The 21944-nt window shown below is 64.7% G+C and carries 21 protein-coding genes; 13 read left to right on the top strand and 8 right to left on the bottom strand.

Features of this window, described 5'->3' with window-relative positions:
* Positions 1 to 37 precede the first annotated feature (37 nt).
* The 3 genes from EER27_RS08775 to EER27_RS08765 form a co-directional block, all read right to left on the bottom strand.
* The gene (locus tag EER27_RS08775; protein WP_223807236.1) at positions 38 to 565 is read right to left on the bottom strand and encodes a phage holin family protein; all 528 of its coding nucleotides are present in this window, start codon (positions 563 to 565) and stop codon (positions 38 to 40) included.
* Positions 566 to 709: 144 nt separating this feature from the next.
* Complete coding sequence (locus tag EER27_RS08770; protein WP_123087639.1) at positions 710 to 1066, bottom strand: hypothetical protein; 357 nt, start codon at positions 1064 to 1066, stop codon at positions 710 to 712.
* Positions 1067 to 1208: 142 nt separating this feature from the next.
* Positions 1209 to 2630, bottom strand: a complete 1422-nt coding sequence (locus EER27_RS08765; protein ID WP_123087638.1) for a trypsin-like peptidase domain-containing protein — start codon at positions 2628 to 2630, stop codon at positions 1209 to 1211.
* Positions 2631 to 3425: 795 nt separating this feature from the next.
* Here EER27_RS08765 and EER27_RS08760 point away from each other — a divergent pair.
* The 5 genes from EER27_RS08760 (at position 3426) to EER27_RS08740 (ending at position 8576) form a co-directional block, all read left to right on the top strand.
* Complete coding sequence (locus EER27_RS08760) at positions 3426 to 5579, top strand: adenosylcobalamin-dependent ribonucleoside-diphosphate reductase (protein ID WP_123087811.1); 2154 nt, start codon at positions 3426 to 3428, stop codon at positions 5577 to 5579.
* 263 nt (positions 5580 to 5842) lie between these two features.
* Positions 5843 to 6397 (top strand): hypothetical protein, encoded by a 555-nt coding sequence (locus tag EER27_RS08755; protein ID WP_123087637.1) that lies wholly within the window; start codon positions 5843 to 5845, stop codon positions 6395 to 6397.
* 155 nt (positions 6398 to 6552) lie between these two features.
* Positions 6553 to 7362, top strand: coding sequence for a TSCPD domain-containing protein (locus tag EER27_RS08750; RefSeq protein WP_123087636.1), 810 nt, complete (start codon positions 6553 to 6555; stop codon positions 7360 to 7362).
* A complete protein-coding gene (locus tag EER27_RS08745) occupies positions 7359 to 8138 on the top strand; it encodes an energy transducer TonB (protein ID WP_123087635.1) in 780 nt (259 codons plus the stop codon). The genes EER27_RS08750 and EER27_RS08745 overlap by 4 nt, the downstream gene beginning before the upstream one ends.
* A gap of 54 nt (positions 8139 to 8192) precedes the next feature.
* Entirely contained in the window at positions 8193 to 8576 is a 384-nt protein-coding gene (locus EER27_RS08740; protein WP_123087634.1) for a hypothetical protein, read from the top strand.
* 406 nt (positions 8577 to 8982) lie between these two features.
* On the opposite strand, the gene EER27_RS08735 is transcribed toward EER27_RS08740, so the two are convergent.
* Genes EER27_RS08735 through EER27_RS17450 form a run of 3 tightly spaced genes read right to left on the bottom strand, consistent with a single transcriptional unit; the run spans position 8983 to position 11053 of the window.
* Complete coding sequence (locus EER27_RS08735; RefSeq protein WP_148040982.1) at positions 8983 to 10104, bottom strand: hypothetical protein; 1122 nt, start codon at positions 10102 to 10104, stop codon at positions 8983 to 8985.
* A gap of 23 nt (positions 10105 to 10127) precedes the next feature.
* Positions 10128 to 10886 carry an isocitrate lyase/PEP mutase family protein gene (locus EER27_RS08730; RefSeq protein WP_123087632.1) on the bottom strand — a complete coding sequence of 253 codons (759 nt, stop codon included), beginning with the start codon at positions 10884 to 10886 and terminating at the stop codon, positions 10128 to 10130.
* Between the two features lie 44 nt (positions 10887 to 10930).
* Positions 10931 to 11053, bottom strand: coding sequence for a hypothetical protein (locus tag EER27_RS17450; RefSeq protein ID WP_263316929.1), 123 nt, complete (start codon positions 11051 to 11053; stop codon positions 10931 to 10933).
* A 951-nt stretch (positions 11054 to 12004) separates the two neighbouring features.
* Here EER27_RS17450 and EER27_RS08720 point away from each other — a divergent pair.
* A complete protein-coding gene (locus tag EER27_RS08720; RefSeq protein WP_123087631.1) occupies positions 12005 to 13159 on the top strand; it encodes an ankyrin repeat domain-containing protein in 1155 nt (384 codons plus the stop codon).
* A gap of 112 nt (positions 13160 to 13271) precedes the next feature.
* On the opposite strand, the gene EER27_RS08715 is transcribed toward EER27_RS08720, so the two are convergent.
* Positions 13272 to 14360, bottom strand: a complete 1089-nt coding sequence (locus EER27_RS08715) for a DUF5694 domain-containing protein (RefSeq protein ID WP_223807235.1) — start codon at positions 14358 to 14360, stop codon at positions 13272 to 13274.
* 102 nt (positions 14361 to 14462) lie between these two features.
* On the opposite strand from EER27_RS08715, the gene EER27_RS08710 reads away from it, so the two are divergent.
* The 5 genes from EER27_RS08710 (at position 14463) to EER27_RS08690 (ending at position 19073) form a co-directional block, all read left to right on the top strand.
* Positions 14463 to 14972: a MarR family winged helix-turn-helix transcriptional regulator gene (locus tag EER27_RS08710; RefSeq protein WP_123087630.1), complete on the top strand. Its 510-nt coding sequence runs from the start codon at positions 14463 to 14465 to the stop codon at positions 14970 to 14972.
* Positions 14973 to 15130: 158 nt separating this feature from the next.
* Entirely contained in the window at positions 15131 to 15433 is a 303-nt protein-coding gene (locus EER27_RS08705; protein ID WP_148040981.1) for a hypothetical protein, read from the top strand.
* Positions 15434 to 15540: 107 nt separating this feature from the next.
* Positions 15541 to 17655, top strand: a complete 2115-nt coding sequence (locus EER27_RS08700) for a TonB-dependent siderophore receptor (protein ID WP_123087628.1) — start codon at positions 15541 to 15543, stop codon at positions 17653 to 17655.
* Between the two features lie 51 nt (positions 17656 to 17706).
* Positions 17707 to 18888 carry a PepSY-associated TM helix domain-containing protein gene (locus EER27_RS08695; protein ID WP_223807234.1) on the top strand — a complete coding sequence of 394 codons (1182 nt, stop codon included), beginning with the start codon at positions 17707 to 17709 and terminating at the stop codon, positions 18886 to 18888.
* The gene (locus tag EER27_RS08690; protein ID WP_123087626.1) at positions 18885 to 19073 is read left to right on the top strand and encodes a hypothetical protein; all 189 of its coding nucleotides are present in this window, start codon (positions 18885 to 18887) and stop codon (positions 19071 to 19073) included. Before EER27_RS08695 ends, EER27_RS08690 begins: the two co-directional genes overlap by 4 nt.
* Before the next feature lie 162 nt (positions 19074 to 19235).
* Here the strand turns inward: EER27_RS08690 and EER27_RS08685 are convergent, their stop codons facing one another.
* Positions 19236 to 20093 carry a type 1 glutamine amidotransferase domain-containing protein gene (locus EER27_RS08685; RefSeq protein ID WP_123087809.1) on the bottom strand — a complete coding sequence of 286 codons (858 nt, stop codon included), beginning with the start codon at positions 20091 to 20093 and terminating at the stop codon, positions 19236 to 19238.
* A 100-nt stretch (positions 20094 to 20193) separates the two neighbouring features.
* Here EER27_RS08685 and EER27_RS08680 point away from each other — a divergent pair, with 100 nt between their 5' ends.
* Positions 20194 to 21102 (top strand): LysR family transcriptional regulator, encoded by a 909-nt coding sequence (locus EER27_RS08680; protein ID WP_123087625.1) that lies wholly within the window; start codon positions 20194 to 20196, stop codon positions 21100 to 21102.
* A 296-nt stretch (positions 21103 to 21398) separates the two neighbouring features.
* On the top strand, positions 21399 to 21842 hold the full coding sequence (locus EER27_RS08675) for a fasciclin domain-containing protein (protein WP_123087624.1): 444 nt from the start codon (positions 21399 to 21401) through the stop codon (positions 21840 to 21842).
* Positions 21843 to 21944 lie beyond the last annotated feature (102 nt).

Genomic DNA, 21944 nt, shown 5'->3' with positions numbered 1-21944 from the left:
CCTGGCGTGAGGTGGCGGTGGTGCGTTTGGTCGGCGGTCACGGGGGCGTGACGTCGATCCCGCGGCGGTCCTTGAGCGGTTTGCCGTCGGGGGTTTGCGGCGGGTCGTGCCGGGTCCTGTCGCGCGTGCGTTCGGGCGAGCCCGGTTCCGGCGTGAAATCGGACAGCTCGCCGATGCCCAGCCGCGCCAACTGCCGGCGCGTGGCCTTCAGGCGGGTGTGCTCGAAGTACCGCACCGCCTGCCAGGCGCCGTACACAGTGATCAGGATGCTCAGCGCGGCGGTCACCAGCAACGACGTCGCCCACGACCAGCCCAGACTGCCGCTGAGAAACGCCACCGCGGCGGCCATCAGCAACAACCAGGACGACGCGCCAAACGCAATGGCCACGCCGGTGAACGCGAGCGATCGGCCGAACGCGCTGCGCGCCAACGACACGTCCGCCGCGATCAGGCTGCGAAAGGCCTTGGCGGCGTCGGTGGCGGCACCCAGGCTGGCGCGCCCGGTCTGGCCGAGTTGCCGCAAGGCTTCGGCGATGTCGGGCGGTGGGCCTTCTGGGCCGGGCACGGAATCAGTGCCCGCATCGGGCCGCGCCTGGGGAGCGGGCCCTGCGGTCTGTCCGGCCGCTGGCGCGTGCACGCGCCCGCCCGGCCCAGCCTCGGGGGCGTGGGACGACGGCGTCGTCGGCTCGGGCTCCTCGTGCATCGAGCGTTACTTGCTGCGTGCGAGCTTGGCAATGATGAAGCCGGCCGCGAACGCGACGCCGAACGACGCCAGCGGACGCTCGCGCACCAGTTCGGCAGCGCTTTCGATGAGGTCGCGGCCCTTGTCCATCAGCGCATCCATCTGCTCGCGCGCGGCACCGCCGGCTTCCTCGGCGGCGGCGATGCCGGCCAGCGCGCTGTCGGCCAGTCCGGACTTGACGTTGGCCTTGCCGATCCGAAGCTCTTCACCGGCAGCACCGGCGGCGTCCTTGATCGCAGTGCCGGCATCGAGCGCGGCCTGCTTCAGCTGGGTGCCGGCTTCGCCGAGGTTGCTCTTCATGACATCGGTCGAGGTGGGAGTCATCGCGAAGCTCCTTGCTGGGTAGGTGGGTAAAGCAAGGCCGGGAGGGCCCTGCGTCACATCATGGCGGTTCACGCGACGCACGGCACGATCATCGCCGCACGGCGCGTCCGCACGCCCGGGAGACGTCCCGGTTGGGCGGGTTTCAGCGCATCAGCAGTTCGCCGGGACGATTGCCCCGGATGACGCGCAACACCAACTGTGCCGGAGCCTGCGTGAAGCTCGCGCGGAAGCCGGGCAGGTCGGCGAAGCCGCCCGCGCTGGCGGCCACCACCACGTCGCCGGCACGCAGGCCGCTGCCGGCCGCACGGCTGCCCTTTGCGACCGCCTCGACCAGCACGCCGGACGCGCCGGATTGGCGCAGCCGTTCGGGCAATTCGGCGAATGTCGCGCCGTCCAGGCGCGGATCGAGTTCCAGGCCCGCCAAGGCGCGCGGCTGCTCGCGAAGCGTCGCCTTGAGCTGCAGCGGCTTGCCCTCGCGCAGCACGTCCAGCGTGACCGTGCTGCCGATCGCCTGCAGGCCTTCGAAGTTGCGCAGGCTGCCGCGGTCGTCGACGCGCTGGCCGTTGGCGGACACCACCACGTCGCCCGGCTTGAGCCCGGCCGCGGCCGCGGCACTGCCGGCGAATACGCGCGTCACCAGCGCGCCGCGCGGTTCGTCCAGGCCCAGGCCGCGCGCGAGCTGTGCGGTCACGTCCTGCGATTCCAGGCCGAGCGTGCCGCGACGCACCTCGCCGGTGGTGACCAGCTGTTGCATCACGCTGCGCGCCAGGCTGGTCGGAATCGCGAAGCTCAGGCCGATGTTGCCGGCCATCGAGCCGCGCGGGTTGAAGCTGGCGGTGTTGATGCCGACCAGCTCGCCATTGAGGTTGACCAGCGCGCCGCCGGAATTGCCGGGGTTGATCGAGGCGTCGGTCTGGATGAAGTCCTGGAAGCCCAGGCCGCGCAGGCCGCTGCGACCGACGGCGGAGACGATGCCCGAGGTCACCGTCTGCCCGATGCCGAACGGGTTGCCGACCGCCACCACGAAGTCGCCCACCTGCAAAGCGCTGGAATCGGCCAGCGGCAGGGCGCTGAGGCCATCGGTCTTGATCTGCATCACCGCGATGTCGGTGTCCGGGTCGGAGCCGACGAATGCGGCCGGGAGCGTGCGACCGTCGGCCAGCGTCACCGATACCGAGTCGGCACCTTCGATCACGTGGTGGTTGGTCAGCACGTAGCCGTTGACGGCATCGACGATCACGCCCGAACCGAGCGACTCGTTGATGCGCTCCTGGCTGAGCTCGGGGAACATGCGCCGGAACACCGGGTCGTTGCCGAACGGGCTCACGCTGACGCGCTGCTTGGTGTGCACGCTGACCACGGCCGGTGTGACGCGCGCCAGCATCGGCGCCAGCGACGGCATCGGCGTGCTGCCAACGGCGGCCGGCAGCGCGGCCACTGCCGGGGTGGCGACGGGCACGGCGGCCTGGGTCGGGTTCTGGAGGCTGTCGCGCAGCGCGGTCGCGGCGAAACCGCCGAACGCGGCGGCGAGGGACAAGGCAAGCAAGGTGGGCAGCGGGCGCATGGTGGGTGCGAGATCCGTTGGGTTGCGAAGGAGTGTCGGGCGCATCGGAACCGGTGCCGGGAAGCCGTTGCGCAGCGGTGTCGATGACGCTGGGTGCAGTGTCGGGGAGGTGCGTTAAATCGTTCGTTAAAGCCCTGAAAGCCACTCGTCGAAGCCGATCGGCGCAAGCCGTTGGTCAGGGCCGCCCGCCAAGGATGCCGGCACCGATCGACAGGTCAATCGCGCGTTTGATGCCGCCAAGGGCGATCCGGTTGCCCGGCCTGCCATCGACTCCCGGGGGGCGCCACCACCGGGCCCCGGCCGGCCGCCACGGATCCGGTCACCGGGCGGATCGGTTCGCGGCCACAATGCGGGCATTCCGCGTTGCAAAGCAGCATCCCGGCCCGCGCAATCGGTGCACGGAGCGGGGCGCGATCGCCCCCATTGCGAGTCCTGACATGGGTTTACGCCAGGGTTGGCAAACATTGTGCACAGGTACCGCAAAATACGTTGACTTGCCGGGGGGTGGGGTTTAGCGTGGCCACCTTCCACCGACACAACATCTTGTGGTCGGTGTTGCAGAAGAACCCATTCGTGGGGTTTGCATGCGCGGGTTTCGCTTGAATCGGTTGGGCGCAGTGAGGATCACGCGCATGACGGGCAAGCCGGCCAAAGGCCAAGGATCAACTTGAATCGACGCGTCGCCGAAGGGCGCACGCGTCCATGGCCGTCGGCGACCGGAACCGATGGCCGGGAAACACAATCGGTACAGCCGGTCGCGGCCGCGCGGCCAGCAACAAGGAGACAGGAAAGGTCATGAGTACGGTGCGCCTCGAGGCGGTGAAGTCGGCAGCAGCACAGCGGGAAATCCCCATGCAGCCCGCATCCCAGGACATCTGGGACAAGAAGTACCGTCTGAAGACCAAGTCGGGCGAGGCCGTCGACGCCGACATCGACTCGACCTACCTGCGCGTGGCCAAGGCGCTGTCCGAGGCCGAACCCACCGCCGAGAAGCAGCAGTACTGGATGGAACGCTTCGCGTGGGCGCTGCGTCGTGGCGCCATTCCGGCCGGGCGCATCACGTCCAATGCGGGCGCGCTCGAGCACAAGCCGGCCACCAGCACGATCAACTGCACCGTCTCGGGCACCATCGAGGACTCGATGGACGGCATCCTGGAGAAGGTCCACGAGGCGGGCCTGACGCTCAAGGCCGGCTGCGGCATCGGCTACGAGTTCAGCACGCTGCGCCCGCGCGGCGCGTTCGTCGCCGGCGCCGGCGCGTACACCTCCGGCCCGATGTCCTTCATGGATATCTACGACAAGATGTGCTTCACCGTGTCCAGCGCCGGTGGTCGCCGTGGCGCGCAGATGGGCACGTTCGACGTCTCGCACCCGGACGTGAAGGACTTCATCCGCGCCAAGCGCGAAGACGGCCGCCTGCGCCAGTTCAACCTGTCGCTGCTGATCACCGACGGGTTCATGGACGCGGTGTCTACCGACGCCGACTGGCCGCTGGTGTTCCCGGTCAACATCAAGGAACGCGGCGACATCGACCTGGACGACCCCAACCAGGTCGTGTGGCGCGAATGGCCGACGCACCGCAACTACATCGACCGCGAGGACGGCCTGGTCGCGTGCAAGATCTACGGCCACATCCGCGCGCGGCACCTGTGGGACATGATCATGGTCTCGACGTATGACTACGCCGAGCCGGGTTTCATCCTCATCGACCGCGTCAACGAGATGAACAACAACTGGTGGTGCGAGAACATCCGCGCCACCAATCCGTGCGGCGAGCAGCCGCTGCCGGCGTACGGCGCGTGCCTGCTGGGCTCGGTCAACCTGACCAAGTTCGTGCGCAACCCGTTCACCGAGCAGGCGCAGTTCGACTGGGAGGAGTACCGCGAAGTCGTGCGCGTGTTCACCCGCATGCTCGACAACGTGGTCGAGGTGAACGGCCTGCCGCTGGAACAGCAGCGCGCCGAGATCATGCGCAAGCGCCGCCACGGCATGGGCTTCCTCGGCCTGGGCAGCACCGTGACCATGCTGCGCATGAAGTACGGCAGCAAGGCGTCGTGCGAGTTCACCGAGGCGATCGCACGCGAGATGGCCGTGGCCGGCTGGGAAATGGGTCTGTCGCTGGCCAAGGAAAAGGGCGCGGCGCCGATCATGGACGAGACCTTCGAGGTCACCGCGGCAATGCTGCGCCAGCGCCCCGAGATGAAAAAGGACGGCTGGAAGCTGGGCCAGAAGATCGAAGGCCGCGTGCTGCACGCCCGCTACAGCCGTTACATGCAGCGCGTCGCCGAAGTGGCGCCGGAGCTGGTGGCCGAACTGGCCGAAGTCGGTGCCCGCTTCACGCACCACAGCTCGATCGCGCCCACGGGCACCATCAGCCTGTCGCTGGCCAACAACGCCAGCAACGGCATCGAGCCCAGCTTCGCGCACCACTACAGCCGCAACGTGATCCGCGAAGGCAAGAAGTCCAAGGAAAAGGTCGACGTCTGGTCGTTCGAGCTGCTGGCCTACCGCGAGCTCGTCAACGCCCGCGCGATGCCCTTCACCGATGACGAGTCGGCGCGCCTGCCCGACTACTTCATCTCTGCCGACGACATCTCGCCCAAGGAGCACGTCGACGTGCAGGCCGCGGCGCAGAAGTGGGTCGACAGCTCGATCTCCAAGACCGCGAACGTTCCCACGGACTATCCGTACGAGGACTTCAAGGACATCTACCGCTACGCCCACGAGCAGGGCCTGAAGGGCTGCACGACGTTCCGCTTCAACCCGGCGGCGTTCCAGGGCGTGCTGGTCAAGGAAGCGGACCTCGAGAACACCAGCTACCGGTTCGAACTCGAGGACGGCAGCGTGGTCGAGGTCAAGGGCAACGAACAGATCGAGTACGACGGCGAAATGCACACCGCCGCCAACCTGTTCGATGCGCTCAAAGAGGGGTACTACGGCAAGTTCTGAGCAGGCCGCCATTGCCAACGTTGCCGGCTGCATCGCATGACGCGATACACGCCTCCGTCACCGTTGGCTGGAGACTCTGCATGGAATGGAAGGGGCAGCTGCATCGTCTCTCGCGGAATCCGGGCCGGTTTCGCGCTCATGGTGTCGGCCCGGCGCGTGTTGCAGCACTGCACACAACGCGCGCAGCAGGTATAGCATCGGCTCGGGGAACTGCGTTTCCCGAGTGAGTCACAACACCAATCCCTGAGCCCTCGGGAGGGCACATGAGCAACGGTAATGGAGTGACGGCGACCCTGTCGCAGGCCGCTGAAAACGTGAAGGAAACTGCCAGCAACATCGGCAGTGCCATCGCCACCAAGGCTGAGGACGCCGTGGCGTCGGTCAAGAAGACCGCGACCAAGGCACGCAAGGCAGCCAAGAAAGCCGTCGGTACCGCCAAGAAGAAGCTCGCCAGCGCCAGCGCTGCCGCCAAGAAGGAAGCCGCGTCGTTGAAGGCGCGTGCAACCGGCAAGAAGGCCACGGCGAAGAAGACCGCCAAGAAGGCTGCCAAGAAGGCCACGGCCAAGAAGGCAGCAGTGAAGAAAGCCGTCAAGAAAGCCGTCAAGAAGGTCGCCAAGAAAGCCACGGCCAAGAAGGCCGCGGTGAAGAAGGCCGTCAAGAAGGTCGCCAAGAAGGCCACGGCCAAGAAGGCCGCGGTAAAGAAGGCCGTCAAGAAGGTCGCCAAGAAAGCGCCCGCCAAGAAGGCTCCGATGAAGAAGGCGGCAGCCAAGAAGGCTCCGGCCAAGAAGGCAGCCAAGAAGGCGGCAAAGAAGAAGTAAGCCGTCGTCGGGCCCCTCCCCTTGGCCGTTGCGAAGGGGAGGGGCTTGGTTCCATCGCCACGCGCACTGCCGCAGGCCCGGCGGCAGAATCGCGCCTGGCACCGCCTCCGGCGCAACAACTCCCACGCAGCAACCGCAACGCACCAGGACTCAGCATGGCCGTCAAGATCGACAAGAAAATCAAGGGCTACGGCGTCGTCAGCGCCGACGACAAGGCGGCCGCGGCCAAGGCGACCGCGGTTGCCGCAGCGGTGGTCGAGGCCACGCTGCCGACCGCCGACGTGATCCAGATGCACGAGCGCATCGAGCGCCCGGAAATCCTGGTGGGTTCCACCTACAAGATCAAATCGCCGCTGTTCGAGCACGCCCTGTACGTGACGATCAACGACATCGTGCTCAACGCCGGCAGCGAGCACGAGCAGCGCCGACCGTTCGAGATCTTCATCAACTCCAAGAACATGGACCACTTCCAGTGGATCGTGGCGCTCACGCGCATCATGTCGGCCGTGTTCCGCAAGGGCGGCGACGTGACCTTCCTGGTCGACGAGATGAAGGCCGTGTTCGATCCGAAGGGCGGCTACTTCAAGGCCGGAGGCGTGTACATGCCGTCGCTGGTCGCCGAACTGGGCAGCATCGTCGAGGACCACCTCAAGTCGATCGGCCTGATGCACGACCCGGAGATGAGCGACGCGCAGCGCGCACTGATCGCCGAGAAGCGCGCGGCCTACGCGCAGCTCTCAAAAAAAAACTCTGACGTAAGCCCGCGCGACGACCGCAGCGGCGAGCTGTTCCCCGAGCCGAAGGTCAAGCCCGACGCACGCGACGAGGACGTCGAGGTCACCGGCGACGGCGGTGTGGCCTTCCCGCCCAGCGCCACGATGTGCCACAAGTGCAGCACCAAGGCGCTGGTGATCATGGACGGCTGCGCGACGTGCCTGAACTGCGGGTACAGCAAGTGCGGATGAGTGCCGGCGCGCCGCCGATGATCAGGGCGCTCGTTCTGTCCTTCGTCTTGCTGATGTCCGTGTGCGCGATGCCGGGTGCGGCGCACGCCGGTGACGAGAGCGCCGCCGACGCCGGCGCCCGCCAGCTGCTGGAAGCGAATATCCGTGTCGGCAGCGATGGCCGCCTGCTCGACGTGCAATGGCAATCGTTCGGCGAAAGCGAGAAACAGGATCTCGTGGCGCGGGTTGAGCCCGTGCTACGCGGCTGGCGGTTCCAGGCGGGGCAGCACGAGGGGCAGCCGGCCGAGACCACCAGCCGATTGAAGATGCTGCTGCGCGCCGAACCGGGCGCCGACGGCCAGCGGGCATGGCGGGTGGAACGGGCCCGGACCGGGATGGCAATGTCCGGATCCTTCGGCCCCATCAGATACCCCTCCGAGGCGTTGCGGGCAGGGGCGAGCGCGAAGGTTCGCGTGGAGGCACAGGTGGCCCCCCCGGGAAGCGTCCAGGTGGTGCGATCGGCGATGACGACCAGTCGTGCGACAACGCGCCATCGCAACGTCTTCCTGCTCACGGTGGCCGAGTCGTTGGAGCGACTGGGCTTTCAGTTCGAGACCGTCGCTGGCCGGCCAGTGGGCGCGCGCGTGGTCGTCAAGATCGAATTCACCACCGGTGCTGCCGGGAGTCGGCTGGGCGAGCCGATGCTCGACAACTACACCGTGGACGACTGGGACGTTGGCCTCAGCATCGACAGCCAGACCAGACTGTTGACCGATGTGTCGCAGGTGGTGTTTTGACCGGTTGCTGAGCATCTCCCCTACAGTGCGTTTCCACCTCGCCCGTGCGGCAGCATGAAGAATAACTATCGGCTAGAAAAACTTAAAAAACTTGAACTAGGTCCGAATGAAAGCAGAGAAGCCATCTACGCAATGATGTTGCAGCCAACACTTTCAGGCGATTTCCTTCAGGCACTCGACTCACTTGGAGATCTGGAGCCTCACATGACTTCAGATTGCTATTATGTGGCACACAGGCTGATTGCTAGCAAAGGCAAAAAGACAGTTTTCAAGGGTGAGCTGCATAAGGCAGAAAGAAGCGATCTCTTGAGCTTTCTTGATGATGCCGTGACTTCAGGCGATCTGCGTGAGTTATTGATCTCTCCAGTTCAGGAGAATCCAAACGGAAGCATGATATACATTTCAGAGGATTCAATTTATCTGTATGCGGCAGGATGATGCCAGGCGCCAGATAAAAATTTCAGGCATTGCCGGAGCGTGGATTCTTCTGAAAGTGCCACATTGCACCAGGCTTTCAGCCTGGCGGTACCGGTCAGACAAATACGCACTCTTCGGGCACTTGGATCCAAGTTGGATATAGCGCTACCACCTGCACCGCGAAGCGCTGCGCACCCAAGGCCAGGTCAGCACCCGCAGCGAATACGACCGCAGCGGCCGCTTACGCTCACGCCAACCCCGACACGCCAGCTCGCCGCCTGCAGCAGGAAACCGTGTCTGCAGCGACGGCTTGGGCGCGCCGTGGTGCATCTGGACCATGCCCACACGCAGAACGGCCCAGGTTCATTTGCTATTGCGAGAAATGAACCTGAGCCCTTTACGAACCTGACCCTCTACGCTGAAGCGGTCAGTGCTTCGACAGCCGGCGACGTGTGTCTGCGAACAGCTCTTCGCGCGCCGCGTCCTGCAGTTGCGCCAATGGAACCGTGTCAGGACTGCTGCCAAGTCGTTTGGCAAGCGCGTCGACCACCTGTTTGTTGGCATAAGGATGCGGCGCGGCGGGATCGCTGCCTTGACTGGTGATGAATCCCCCCAGCCGCTTCTGGCTGAGCGTGGCACCGGCCTGCACCAGTTCTACCAGCTTGGCGCGGTACTCCAGTTCCCAGTTTTCCAGGTCCTTGAACCGGTGCTTGTCGGCGAAGTGCTGGGCCTCGTGGCCGAGGAACACGACCTGGAAGGCGTCGCTCTCGAGACCGTCCTTGTAGACCGGCACAACGGCGAACAGCGCTTCCTCGGTTGCCCAACCGCCCGTCGAGCCGCGATCACAGCGACCGTACGCGCCCCAGCCGAGGCTGACGAAATCGTCGAGCAACTCCACGCGCACGCGTTGGGGGCCTTCCGGCAAGGCGACGTCGTAGTCACGCCTGGTCTGCTTGCGCCACAGCATCAGCTCGCGCAGCGGAGGCGTCAGGCCAGTAAGGGCGTGGTACCCACGCTTCTCCAGCTCCGCCCGCAACAGCGCCTCGAGCGCGTCGAAGTCTGGCGCGGCTCCGGCCGGTTCGCCCAGCAGCTTGCGCAGGTCCTGTTGCAAGTTGGTTTCCAGCTCGGCCTTTCGCGACGGGGTCGTGAGGGCGGTCCACCAGTAAGCCTGGTAGCTCGCCAGCACCGAGCGCGCGAACGGATCCTCGATGGTTCCCACCATCGGTGGCGAGGCCGACCGCGCGAAACGATCATGCATGCATGACCGGTAATCACGGTCGGCACCGGCGAACTCTTCGACGGGCACCGCCGTCAATGCCTGCAGCGCCTGGGCGCCATCGCCACGCAGCACCGCGCCGGTCGAGGCCGCGATCGCGTCTTTTGCGGCCGGCGTGGATTCCGGCGGTTGTGCAAGCGTTCCATTCGCAGCGGCGAGCAGGAGGGAAAGAGGAAGTAACCAGAGTGGATGGGGGCTTGGCATGCTCGGAGGGTTCTGTAGAGGCGCGGCGTGCGCCAGTGGAGGGGGGGCGCGCGAGGGCGTGGCGAGCAATTGCTCCCAACCCCCTGGTTGGACTACCTGAGGACACCTTGCGCTGCAGCGCGCACTGCTTCCATCGCTCGCAAGTAGGGACCGGGGCCATGACTGATACGGGCCACGCCCGCGTCGGCGAGCGCTTGCACGTCGGGCAGCCCGGGCATGGTCATCACGTTCATGGGTAGGTCGATCGCGTCGCACAACACTGCGATGGTGTGCAGGTCGATCAGGCCAGGCACGAAGTACCCGGAGGCGCCGGCCTCGGCGTAAGCCGTGGCTCGTTCGCGAGCTTCTGCCAGCCCATTCACGGACGCGGCGCCAGTACCAAAGAAGAGGTCAGTCCGCGCATTGATGAATAACGGGATGCCGCGCGCGTCCGCCATGCGGCGGATCGCGGTGATGCGCTCGCACTGCGCGTGGATCCCGTGCAGCCCGGTTCCAGAGACGATGCGATCCTCAAAGTTGATGCCGGCCACGCCTTGATCGATCAGGCGAGCAACGTTTTCGGCGCAAACGCGCGGATCGTCGCTGTATCCGCCCTCGACATCCACGGTGACTGGCACTTCGACCGCGCCGACGATGCGGGCCGAAATGTGTTCCACCACCGACAAAGGGATGGACTCCCCGTCTTCGTAGCCATGTGCCGCGGCGACGGCCCAGCTGCTGGTCGCGATCACAGTTGAACCGGCACTCGCGATGGCCTTGGCACTGCCGGCATCCCATGCGTTGTGGAGGACCAGTGGATTTCCCTTGACGTGGAGGGCAGCCAGACGCTGCGCGCGCTCTTTCTGTTGCATGACAGGTTTCCTTGGTTTGTAAGTAGAAGTCGGATCGAAAGGGATCAGGCGGGGTCGAATTCCAGGTCGCGACCCATCGCGATCATTCGAATGCCATGGTGGCGGCGAAGCTCGGTGTGCCCGGTCGCGCCATGGACCGCGTCCGGGGCTACGTGCTGATGGTTCATGGATCTCTCCGGAAGGGGCGATACAGACCTGTCTGTTTAGCAAAACCTACAGACAGGTCTGTAGCCTGTCAACAAGAATCTTGCCTCTCCCACGCCCATGACCTCCCGCCCGCCTCGAAGCCCGCCGTAGCGCTAGCGGTACCAAGCCGCAAGATCTCTGCGCGAACACTTCCGCGAGACGGCCTCGGGCCCGTTCTACCGACGCGGGGTACGCCCTGTCGGCGTCGACCTGGTGATCCAGGAGGTGTCGCCAAGGCCAGCCTCTACCGGTACTTCCCGACCAAGGCCGATCTGATCGTCGCGTTCCTCGAGCGCGTGGACGTGGACTCCTGGTCGGTCTGGGATGCGGTGACCCGGCAGTGCGCCGATGACCCGCTCGGCGAGCTGGAGGCTCACATGCGGTGGATCGGCGAGTGGCTGTCGCGTTCGAACTACCGCGGCTGCCCGCGATCAATGTGGCCGCGGAGTCCGCGGCGCGCGACACCTTGAGCGTCAGGTGTCCCGGCCCTACATGCAGGCGCTTCCGCGCACGCCTTGCGTCCACTGCACGTCGGCTGGACGTACCGTGGTCGGAGGAACTCGTTGCCAAACTGGATCTGGCACCCTAAGGCTCAATTGCAGATGTCCGGGTCGAAAAGATTGGATTCCCAGCCCATAAGGCTGCATTTACTGCGCAATACATTGTTGACGTCTTGCATCTGCCAACGATCGATCGAACGCCACCTGGCGAAGTAGCCCTTCACGGAACGGCGGGAATTCATCCGGTGGTCGAAGAGTTGGTCCATCACGTCGGCGGGTCGGGTCTCTGGTACCGCCGTCGGCCGATGGCTGCGAATCTTGGCCCGCTACGCGGACGACGTGGCGGATAGCGTAGCCATCGAGTCTGTCCCGGCGCCTTATGGCGGTGATCTGATGCTGGTGCTGCCACTCAAATGACAAAGGTATCTTTAGGTGAACCCAGAAGAAATCTATCAAAAGAACATCGCGACTCTACTTGCCATTCACGCAGACATCGCGTCTGGAAATGCAGATTCGCTGAAAGCGCGCCTTGAGAAGGATCCTGTTCTGTTGCACTTGGCCATGTATGGCCTTCAGGGTCATGAGACCCTGCTGCACATGGCGGCCGAACAAGGTCAAACCGGAATTTGCAGCGTGTTGGTGTCTATGGGTATTGCGCTGGACCAGCCTGCTGCCAGTTGCGGCAATAGCACGCCACTTTCCGTGGCCGCGAGCAATGGACATCTACAAACATGCCAATGGTTTCTTGAGGCGGGTGCATTGGTGGACGGGTGGCCTACCGGCATCACCACCCCCTTGATTGACGCGATTACCTCTGGCCATCAGGACGTCGTCAACCTTCTTATAGAGCACCATGCCAACATTAATCGACTGCACACCAGGCTGAATACTGCGCCATTGGACATCGCCAAAGCCTGGGGATTTGCAGAGATTGCGTCAACCTTAATAAAGTCAGGCGCGGCCAGTGTCATGGACATTGTCGAAGGCCGATCCGGGGAGTTTGGCGGTTCTATAGTCGCTTTCGTGCACAACACCGCGGGCTGGGTTCTGCCCGCGCAACTGAGTCCCTTCACCAACGAAGAAGGTCTGGAGCTTCGGATCAGCTGCATTGATGGAAAGAGCAAGTTCAAGTTGCTCTTCACCATCGGACTTTTTGCCAAAAATCCCCGTACCGAATTGTTCGCATGCCTGCCCGGTGATTGGCCTTTACCGCAAGAAGGCTATACCCCATGCAGCCCTTGGGCGTTCCCAGTCGAGTTGCTGACTCTGCTTGCTCGCCACACGTTCGATAGTGGCCCTTTGTCGGAAGGCTTCATGATTCGCCGTTCCGATGCCACGTATGCCAACCTGGCCTGGCCAGGCGGAGTGGATGCTTTCGTGGTTGTGGACAAAGCCTGGGATACGAAAACTGAGAAAGAGACCATCCCCGATGATGACAAGGTAGCGCTCTATGTTTTAGCGCCTGTCAAATTCACGAAGAAGGGCGAGCCTGACGAAGAAGCGTTGCATGCCCTGGTGCGCCGCAAACGGACAGCCAGTTGGGCGAGTGTGGTAATTCCCGGTCCGGATCCAGAGATGACGCAGTAGGAACGTTTTTAGCCCGAGTGGCCATTGGTTGCCCGGAAGGCCTTGTGGCTTGTCTTCGCCACTGAGGCGGCGCATCGGAATCATGCTTGCCCACATGCCGGGCCCGGTCGCATCAGGATTCAGGGCGTTCCAGCAATGTCATTACGTCGACCACTTCCACGTCGTGCATGAGCCTGAGGTAGGCGTCGAAGTAGGGCCGGTGCGACGCGCCGACGATGGCCAGGACGCGGCCGCCCGGGTGGTTGCCCGAGGCGCTGCGAATGTTGGCCACCATGCGCAGGTTGCGCGTTTCCCACCACGCGACGTACTGCCGACCGTAACGGGCCGCTGACGCGTCCTTCAACGCAGCGCCGAAGTCGCCCTCGATCGCCGAGCGCATGACCTTCGGTTGATTGAGGAAGCGGTACAGCGCCAACATGTCCGCTGCCTGTTCCAGAGCCTGGGCTTGCTTTGCGTGCGGAAACTGGCTGTTCGCCCAGATCGCTTGTATCGCCGCTTCATAGCCCGGGCCCGCGCCCGCACCGACACTGTCCGCGCTGTGATCGTCGATGGCGTACACCCGCTGCAATCCCAGCCTTGCCGCGAGCGTGGCACCGACGAGGTAGTTCTCGTTGCGGGCGCGGCTGATCTTTCCCATCAGTTCGGCAAGGGCCTGATCCACGCCATCGCCGGCATGCCGTTCCGTGGCCGGCAACTGCAGCCATTGCACCAGGGCGGAGGCGCGGTCGTTCGCCGCAGCCAGCAGGCTCACCATGTGTCGGCGTTGCGCGGGCGTCGGTGCTTCGGGCCACGTCGCAAAGGCTTCCTGTACCTGCACGATGGCGGCTGCCGTATCCAGACCGGTCGCCTTGCGCGCGATTTCCGTGCTGCTGCAGTAGTCGGCGGCCCCGGGGTAGATGCTGGAATAGCGTGTCAGCAGCTCGCAACTCTCGCCGGGCAACGCCTCGATCGTGATGACGTCGGGCTTGAAGGCTTGCAGGTGATCAAGCAAGGGCGCGAGCGATTCCGGTTTGAAGGTCTCCGCCATCCCGGACAGGTGCGGGCTCCCCAACACGGCGATCTGGGTGCGCGGGCCTGCCTGGCTCCCGTTCAATTCGGCAATATCGAACTGCGCAAAGGCGGGTGCTGCGCAAACGCTTGCCAGGATTCCTGCCACTGCAGTGAGCAGTACATTCACAAACACACTCCCTTGATTGGCCACGCACGCGATGGCGGCGAGCTCGTTGCTGAGGCCGATGCGAGGTCATTCTCGGTCCGCGGAAAATATGTAAGTATTTACATATATCGTCAAGGGGCACGCGCAATGGACACATCCAAGGTGGAAGAGGCCGCGGATTTCATCCGCTCGGAGGGCGTGTTCTTCCTCGCTCACCTGATGCGCCGCCTCTCAGACGAGATCGTGCAAGGTTGTGAGCAGTGGTATCCCGCCGTCGGGCTGAAAGTGGCGCCACGCACCGCGTCGACGTTGCATCTGCTGCGCCGCCACGGCCCGCGCTCGGTCACCGAGATCGCCACCGCCATACGGCAATCGCACCCGCTGGTGATCGGGTGGATCAAGCAGCTCGAACAGCAACGGATGGTGAAAACACGAAGCGATCCGGACGACCGCCGGCGCACCGTCGTCTCCCTGACCCGGGCAGGGGAGCGCGAGGCGGACCGGATGATCGAGCTTCACGACGTGTTCGACGCCGCCTACAAAAAGCTGGCGAAAGACGCCGATGCGGATGTCCTTGCGGCACTGTGGCGGATGGAAGGTGCGCTTCGTTCCGCACCTTTCGTTGAGAGACTGGCGTCCGCCCAATCGGCTGAGTGACTGCAACGAGAGGCTGTAGTCGACACGTGGCCGGCATCGGCGTTGGGACGTTCGTTGTTGCGAATGAGTCCTATTTGTATTAGTTTTGCCGCGCTGTTCATTGGGCCGTCGCCACCGTGATTCGCGCACCCCGTTCCCTGTCGCCCACCGTGGCCGTGATGCGTGTCAGTGCCTCATTGGCACAAGTGGCGCATGGCGCCCGTGCGCCGTCCCACACGCCAATCCTCGACATCCGCACGATCGCCGTCGAGCGATCTGAGCGCCTGCACGCGTTCGCGGCTGCCGGTGCGCTGGTGGCTTATCGCGACGCGCCGGCCGACCTATCCAGCACCACCCGATTTCAGACCGGCGCCTTGGGTTCCACGGCGCGTCGCATCAATGGCGGCGGACTACGTCTGCTTGCAACGGGCCAGCGCCGCCGCCGGAGCGCGCTCTTCCTCTCCGATCACAACGTCAGATGACGCCGTCGACTTGCGCCCCGCAGATGCGACGTTGGCGTCACGTCGAACTTCCCGCTCCTCCATCTGTTGCCGACAAACCCGCAATCCCCACCAGGACTTCGATCTTCATGATTTCGCACCGCCGCCATCGCCTGACCATTGCCCTGCTGATCGCCTGCGTCGCTCCCGCGGCATTCGCCCAGGAAGGCGATACCGCCACCACCCTGGACTCGATCGAGGTGGTCGCCGAGCGCGCGGTGACCGCGACCAAGACCGACACCGCAGTGGTCGAGACGCCCCAGGCCGTGAGCGTGGTGCCGTCGGAACTGTTCGCCCAGCGCGGCGCGCTGAACCTGCAGGAGACCTTGCGCTACACCGCCGGCGTCACCGCCGAGTCCTACGGCCTGGACACGCGCGGTGAGAGCTTCTTCGTGCGCAGCGTCGATCCGACCCAATACCTGGACGGAATGCGCAAGGTCTACAACTACAGCCCGATTCCGCGCATCGACGTGTACACCCTCGACCGAGTGGAAGTGCTGCGCGGCCCGTCCTCGATGCTGTACGGACAGGGCGCTGCAGGCGGCATCGTCAATGCCATCAGCAAGCGGCCCGAGTCGACGTTCGGTGGCGAGGTGGGCGTGCAGTTCGGCAGCTTCGATCGCACCCAGCTGCAGGCCGACGTTACCGGCGCGCTGGACGAAGAGGGCGATGTGGCCGCGCGACTGGTGGCGGTTGCGCGCAACGGCGGCATGCAGACCGACGAGCTGCCGGATGATCGCCTCGTGCTGGCGCCGTCGATTGCATGGCACCTGGGCGACCATACCGACATCACCCTGCTGGCGCAGTACCAGCGCGACCGCAGCGCTTCCAGCCAGCAGTTCCTGCCCGTGGCGGGCACGTTGCTGGCTCCCCCGGGACGTCGCCTCGATCCGTCCACCTTCCTGGGCGACAAGGACTACGACCGGTTGGAATCGACGCAATCCAGCGCCACGATGCTGCTGGAGCATCGCTTCAATGACGCGCTGATCGGACGCAGCAGCATCCGCTATGCCGATATCGATACCACGTTCCAGGAGCTTTACCCGGACGTGTTCACCAACCCGGCCAATCCCTTCGACGCGGAAGGCCTTCTCAATCGTTATGCCTATGCGATCAAGCCGCATCTCGGCATCCTGACCAGCGACCACTCGCTGCAGTACGGCTTCGCCACCGGGCCGCTTGAACACAAACTGCTGGCAGGCGTGGATTACAGCGACTTCCAGCAGCGCTCGCAGTCGGCCTTCTGTCCTGCCGATCGTCTGCAGCAGATTGATTCGCGTTGCTTGATTCCCGCCATCGATCCCTACAACCCAGTCTCCTCTGGCGTCATCGCGCCCGCGTACGTCACCAACCCGAAGCAGCGCAACACGCAGCTGGGCGTCTACCTGCAAGACCAGATCCGCTACGCCGATCGCGTGTCGCTGGTGCTGGGCGTCCGCCGCGACCGTGCGCGTTCGCAGACCGAAGGCTCGCCCGAACAGACCGACAAGGAGACGAGCTACCGCATCGGCGTCATTGGCGACGTGGGCAAGGGATTCTCGCCGTACGTGAGTTACGCCGAGTCCTTCCTGCCGGTGGCGGGGCTGGACTTCTACACGCGCGCGTTCAAGCCGATGCGCGGCAAGCAGGTGGAAGCCGGCGTGAAGTGGGTGCCGACGCGCGGCGCGATGTTCACCGCCAACGCCTACCGGATCGTCGAGACCAACCGGACCACCAACGATCCGAACAATGTGCTCAATGTCATCCAGACCGGTGAGATCCGTTCGCAGGGCGTGGAGCTGGAAGCCGCGTACGCCATCGGCGACGATTTCCTGGTGACTGGTAGCGTTGCGTACAACGACGCCGAAGTCACTGAAAGCAACTTCGCGCATGAAGTGGGCGTGCAGCTGAGCGATACGCCCAAGCGGCTGGCCTCCGTGTGGGTGTCCAAGCGCTTCGCGCTCGGCGATGCCCTGCAGATGCGCGTGGGCCTGGGCGGACGCCACGTGGGTCCGACCTTGTCGACGACGGCAGCCGGCTCGCTGGAAACCCCGGGCTACACGCTGGCCGATGCGCTGGTGTCGTTCGACTGGACCCAGTGGTCGCTGACGTTCAATGCCACCAACCTGTTCGACAAGGAGTACTTCGCTCCCTGTCGCGCCTTCGGTGATTGCTTCACCGGCAACACCCGCACCTTGACCGGCTCGGTCGTCTACCGCTTCTGAACGTCGTCGTTCTCCACCGCCACCAGCCATCGAACATAGCGAGCGTGTGCCATGCCCCCTGATTCCGGAACTGCCCCGAGCGTCGTGCAGGAAACGCTGCCCAAAACGGGCGGGGCGTCACGCTGGTTCCGCTTCAACCTCTGGCTGCACCGCTGGTCCAGTCTGGTGGCCACGCTGCCATTCCTGGTGCTGTGCCTGACCGGAACGATCCTGATCTTCCACGAGGAGATCGACCACGCCATGGGGGTCGTGCCGGAGGTCCATCAGGCGACGACGCAACGGCCGATGCACGAATCCGTCGCCACGGTGCAGGCGAAGTTTGCCGATCAGCGCATCCTCAGCGTCGCCATGGAGGACGACCATCCCGGCGTGCTGATGGTGGCCACGGCGCCGATACAGGACGGTGGCTACGACAATTCGGTGTTCCACTTCACCGACCTGGCCACGGCGCGGTTGGTGGGAGGCGTGAATCTGGAGGACACGCTGACCGGGTTTCTTTTCACGCTGCACGCCAACTGGTTCCTGGGCCCGATCGGTGAGCTCATTGGCGCGCTGATCGCGTTGCTGGTGCTGTTGTCGCTGCTGTCGGGGCTGGTGGTGTACGCACCGTACGTCAAGCGGATGGCCTTCGGTGTGTTGCGGCGTGGACGCGGCGCACGCCTGCTGCAGCTCGATCTGCACAACTTCATCGGCGCGATCGTGCTGGGCTGGTCGATGGTGGTGACCATCACGGGGCTGATGCTGGGCTTCGGCACGCTGGTGGAAGGTGCGTGGCAGGCCAACGAACTGCCGCGCCTGCAGGCGGAGTTCGGCGGGGCCATTGCCGATCCGCGCAAGCCCGTGGCGACAATCGATCGTGTGTGGGAGGCGGCGACAAAGGCGGTGCCGGACACGAAGGTGGTCTCGGTGATCTGGCCCGACACCGACTACTCCACCCAGCGCCACTACACCGCGTTCCTCAGCGGAACCGAGGGGCTCAAGGAGCGCATGTACCAGATCGCCCTCATTGACGGCGAAACCGGTTTGGTGTCCGCCGTGAAGCAACCGCCGTGGTACCTGCAGGCCATCTGGGTTTCCCAGCCGTTCCACTTCGGCGACTACGGCGGTCTGCCGCTGAAGCTGTTGTGGACCGCGTGCGTGTGGCTGACGTTGCTCATCACCGTCAACGGTGCGTGGCTATGGTGGGATCGCCGTCGCCGGCGCAGCCCCAAGCCCAAGGGAGCGGCCGCATGAAAGGCCGTCATACGCTGAAGGTTGTCGTCGTGATGGCCCTCGTCAGTGCCGTCGGCATCATGGGATTGCTGCTGGTCGATGGGGCACTGGATTGGCTGCTTCTGGTGTTGGCCGCATTGCCGCTGGTGGTCGGCCTGTGGTGTTGGCGCAAGGAATCGAGCACCGCCCCGCGCTCACGCGCCTAGGTGCCCGCGCCGGGCCGAGCGTCGACACTCGAAGCGTCGCTTCGACGTCCGAACGCAACGCAATGGCCGTTGCGAACCGCGTGAGAACGCCGCTTGGGAGCGCCCGCGTGACGGGAGCTCCCAAGGCACGCGAGCGCGAATGCGCACCAAGGCGCCACACGCCTACTTGAGGCGACTCAGCAGCGCGTTGGCGACGCCGACGGCCGACGCCGGGTTCTGGCCGGTGATCAGCTCACGGTCGACGACGACGTTGGCGGCCCAAGGTGCCGTGTTGCTGCGGTACTGCACGCCAGCCTGCTGCAGTGCGGTCTGCGGATAGAACTTCATCTGCCCGCCGCCAAGCTGGGGTTTGGCCTGCTCTTCTTCCTGATTGCTGATCACCGTGACCTGGTAACCGCTGTAGATCCACTGCGGGACGCGCGCAGCTTGGCCGCGACTTTCCATTGCGGCAACGAAACCCGATGCGTCAGGCAGCGTCGACAGCAGGGCGATCGGACCGTGGCACACCAGGGCGGTCGGCTTTCCGCGGTTGTGGAACGCGCTCAGCAGCCGGCCAAGCGCTGGGCTTTTCAGCAGGTCCTGCATCGGTGCGTGGCCACCGGGCACGTAGACGGCGTCGTAGCGGTCATAGCCGATCTGCTCGATGCGCGAGAGGCTCAGTACCGGCGAGTTTTCTTTCGACGTCAGCGCCAGGCTGTCCAGCAGCGCCTGGTGCGCAGCGAGGTCGGTCGCGTCGTTGTTGAAGTACATCGGGTTGACCGACGTCTGGTCCACCGTCGGTGCCTGGCCGGTCGGCGTGGCGAAGGTGATCGTGTGGCCGGCGTCGCGCAGCAGTTTGACCGGCTGCATCAGTTCGTTGAGATAGAAGCCGGTGGGGAAGGCCTTGCCGTCCTGGAGGTCGAGGTGGTCGGCGTCGGACAGGACGACCAGTACGTTGGCCGCGTGGGCGGAGGCGGCAGTGAGCGCGAGCACGACCGAAAGAGCGAGCTTGCGCAGCAGAGGTTTGGCGGAACGTGGCATGGACTTCACCGAAAGCAGGGGGAGTGGCGGCCACTGTATTGCCGCCATCCGGGGCGATAAACTGGCTTCGTGGCAAATGATCATTGCCGTTGGAGCAAAAATGAGCCGCCGTTTCGATCATCTCGGCGATGTCGAAGCCCTCATCGCGGTGGTCGAACACGGTTCGCTCACCGCGGCTGCGGTGGCGCTGTCGACCACGCCCTCGGTGATCAGCCGGGCCATCGCGCGGCTCGAGTCACGCCTGGGCAGCCAGTTGCTGCGACGGACCACGCGCCGGATCAGCCTGACCGAGGCCGGTCGCCTGTACGTCGAGCAGACCCGCGCGGCGTTCGCGTTGATTGACGATGCCGAGCGCGCGATCCAGGGGCAGGAGGGGGAACTCAGCGGACGCGTCCGCCTCAGCGTGCCAACGACCTACGGACACCATCGCTTGCCGCCGTTGCTGCAGCGCTTCGCCACGCAGTACCCGCGCGTGCAGGTCGAGTTGAACATCACCAATCGCAACGTCGACCTGGTTGCCGAGGGTTTCGACCTGGCGGTTCGTCTGGGCACGCTGCCGGACAGCGGCCTGGTCGCGCGCAAGCTTGAAGACGCGACGCTGTGCCTGGTTGCCTCGCCGGAGTACCTGCAGCGTGCCGGCACGCCACGAGATCTCGATGCGCTGGCAGCGCATGCCTGCCTCACGTTCGTGATGCCCAGCACCGGCCGGGTAGCGCCGTGGTGGTTTCGCGTCGACGGTCAGGACATCGATTGGCCGCCGCCGGCGGGGTGGGCAGTATCCGACGACGTGCTGGGCGTGGTGTCTCTGGCCGAACACGGCGTCGGCATCTGCCAGAGCTACGACTTCATCGTTGGCGACCGTGTCGCGCGCGGCCGTCTGGTCGAAGTGCTGCCGGAGTTGCGCGGACGGTCGCGACCGTTCTCGCTGATCTATGCGCCACACCGCCGACTGTCGGCGGCATCGCGCGCCCTGATCGATGTGCTGGCAGGTGTCGACTCGCGGGCGTGATGGCACGGTTGCGTCCATCGATGCGGTCGCGGTGCTGTTGATGCAGGTCGTCGCCTCATGTGCAGCAAGACCCAACGCCCGGTGACCGGGTTCGCACCAGATAACATCCTGGTAACAACACAAGGCGCACTGTCCCCTGGCACTACGACGCAATGTCGTAACGGCCACTCAGCCGCGCTGCACGTCCCCTTCCTTCTCCGCACTGAGTCTCGATGTTCCTGCCGCCGGCAGGAGCCACGGCTTCGGCCGCTCTCGATTTCGCAACTCCGCGGATCGCACTCAAAGGCACTCAATTGATGAACACCACCACCAGTCCCACCAGCACCAAGAATCTCGTCGATACCGCCGCCGCCAATGGTTCGTTCAAGACCTTTGGCAAGGCGATTGAACGCGCCGGCATGAGCGACACCCTGCGCGGCGCTGGCCCGTTCACCATCTTCGCCCCGACGGACGCCGCGTTCGACAAGATGCCCGCTGGCCAACTGGAGAACCTGTTCAAGCCCGAGAACAAGGAAGAACTCGTGTCGCTGTTGAACTACCACGTCGTCAGCGGTCGCAAGCTCGTTGCCGACATCGGCAAGTGGGAAGTGGCCAAGACGGTCAACGGCCAGTCTGCCCCGATCAAGCTGGCCGACGACAAGGTCAGGATCGACGGCGCGCTGGTCACCTCGGCCGACATCGGCTCGACCAACGGCGTCCTCCACGGTATCGACAAGGTCAACATTCCGACCAAGCAATAACGGTCGCAGTAGTTAGCCAGGAAACGGCGGGGCTTTTGCTCCGCCGTTTTTTTTTCGTGGCTACAGCGGCGGCCGCAACGCATCGAGACGAATCCGCGACCT

The sequence above is a fragment of the Montanilutibacter psychrotolerans genome, from assembly GCF_003719825.1.
Taxonomy (GTDB): Bacteria; Pseudomonadota; Gammaproteobacteria; order Xanthomonadales; family Xanthomonadaceae; genus Montanilutibacter; species Montanilutibacter psychrotolerans.
The sequence above is the reverse complement of the archived record's forward strand: the minus strand, read 5'-3'. Positions and strand labels throughout refer to the sequence as shown.

Bases quoted from the DNA above. Each gene is read 5' to 3' on its own strand.
- EER27_RS08770 (WP_123087639.1), bottom strand. From the start codon at position 1,066: ATGACTCCCACCTCGACCGATGTCATGAAGAGCAACCTCGGCGAAGCC.
- EER27_RS08765 (WP_123087638.1), bottom strand. From the start codon at position 2,630: ATGCGCCCGCTGCCCACCTTGCTTGCCTTGTCCCTCGCCGCCGCGTTC.
- EER27_RS08695 (WP_223807234.1), top strand. From the start codon at position 17,707: ATGCCCCCTGATTCCGGAACTGCCCCGAGCGTCGTGCAGGAAACGCTG.
- EER27_RS08690 (WP_123087626.1), top strand. From the start codon at position 18,885: ATGAAAGGCCGTCATACGCTGAAGGTTGTCGTCGTGATGGCCCTCGTC.
- EER27_RS17450 (WP_263316929.1), bottom strand. From the start codon at position 11,053: ATGAACCATCAGCACGTAGCCCCGGACGCGGTCCATGGCGCGACCGGG.
- EER27_RS08685 (WP_123087809.1), bottom strand. From the start codon at position 20,093: ATGCCACGTTCCGCCAAACCTCTGCTGCGCAAGCTCGCTCTTTCGGTC.
- EER27_RS08705 (WP_148040981.1), top strand. From the start codon at position 15,131: ATGCGTGTCAGTGCCTCATTGGCACAAGTGGCGCATGGCGCCCGTGCG.
- EER27_RS08730 (WP_123087632.1), bottom strand. From the start codon at position 10,886: ATGCAACAGAAAGAGCGCGCGCAGCGTCTGGCTGCCCTCCACGTCAAG.
- EER27_RS08750 (WP_123087636.1), top strand. From the start codon at position 6,553: ATGGCCGTCAAGATCGACAAGAAAATCAAGGGCTACGGCGTCGTCAGC.
- EER27_RS08710 (WP_123087630.1), top strand. From the start codon at position 14,463: ATGGACACATCCAAGGTGGAAGAGGCCGCGGATTTCATCCGCTCGGAG.
- EER27_RS08680 (WP_123087625.1), top strand. From the start codon at position 20,194: ATGAGCCGCCGTTTCGATCATCTCGGCGATGTCGAAGCCCTCATCGCG.
- EER27_RS08675 (WP_123087624.1), top strand. From the start codon at position 21,399: ATGAACACCACCACCAGTCCCACCAGCACCAAGAATCTCGTCGATACC.
- EER27_RS08755 (WP_123087637.1), top strand. From the start codon at position 5,843: ATGAGCAACGGTAATGGAGTGACGGCGACCCTGTCGCAGGCCGCTGAA.
- EER27_RS08745 (WP_123087635.1), top strand. From the start codon at position 7,359: ATGAGTGCCGGCGCGCCGCCGATGATCAGGGCGCTCGTTCTGTCCTTC.
- EER27_RS08740 (WP_123087634.1), top strand. From the start codon at position 8,193: ATGAAGAATAACTATCGGCTAGAAAAACTTAAAAAACTTGAACTAGGT.
- EER27_RS08700 (WP_123087628.1), top strand. From the start codon at position 15,541: ATGATTTCGCACCGCCGCCATCGCCTGACCATTGCCCTGCTGATCGCC.
- EER27_RS08760 (WP_123087811.1), top strand. From the start codon at position 3,426: ATGAGTACGGTGCGCCTCGAGGCGGTGAAGTCGGCAGCAGCACAGCGG.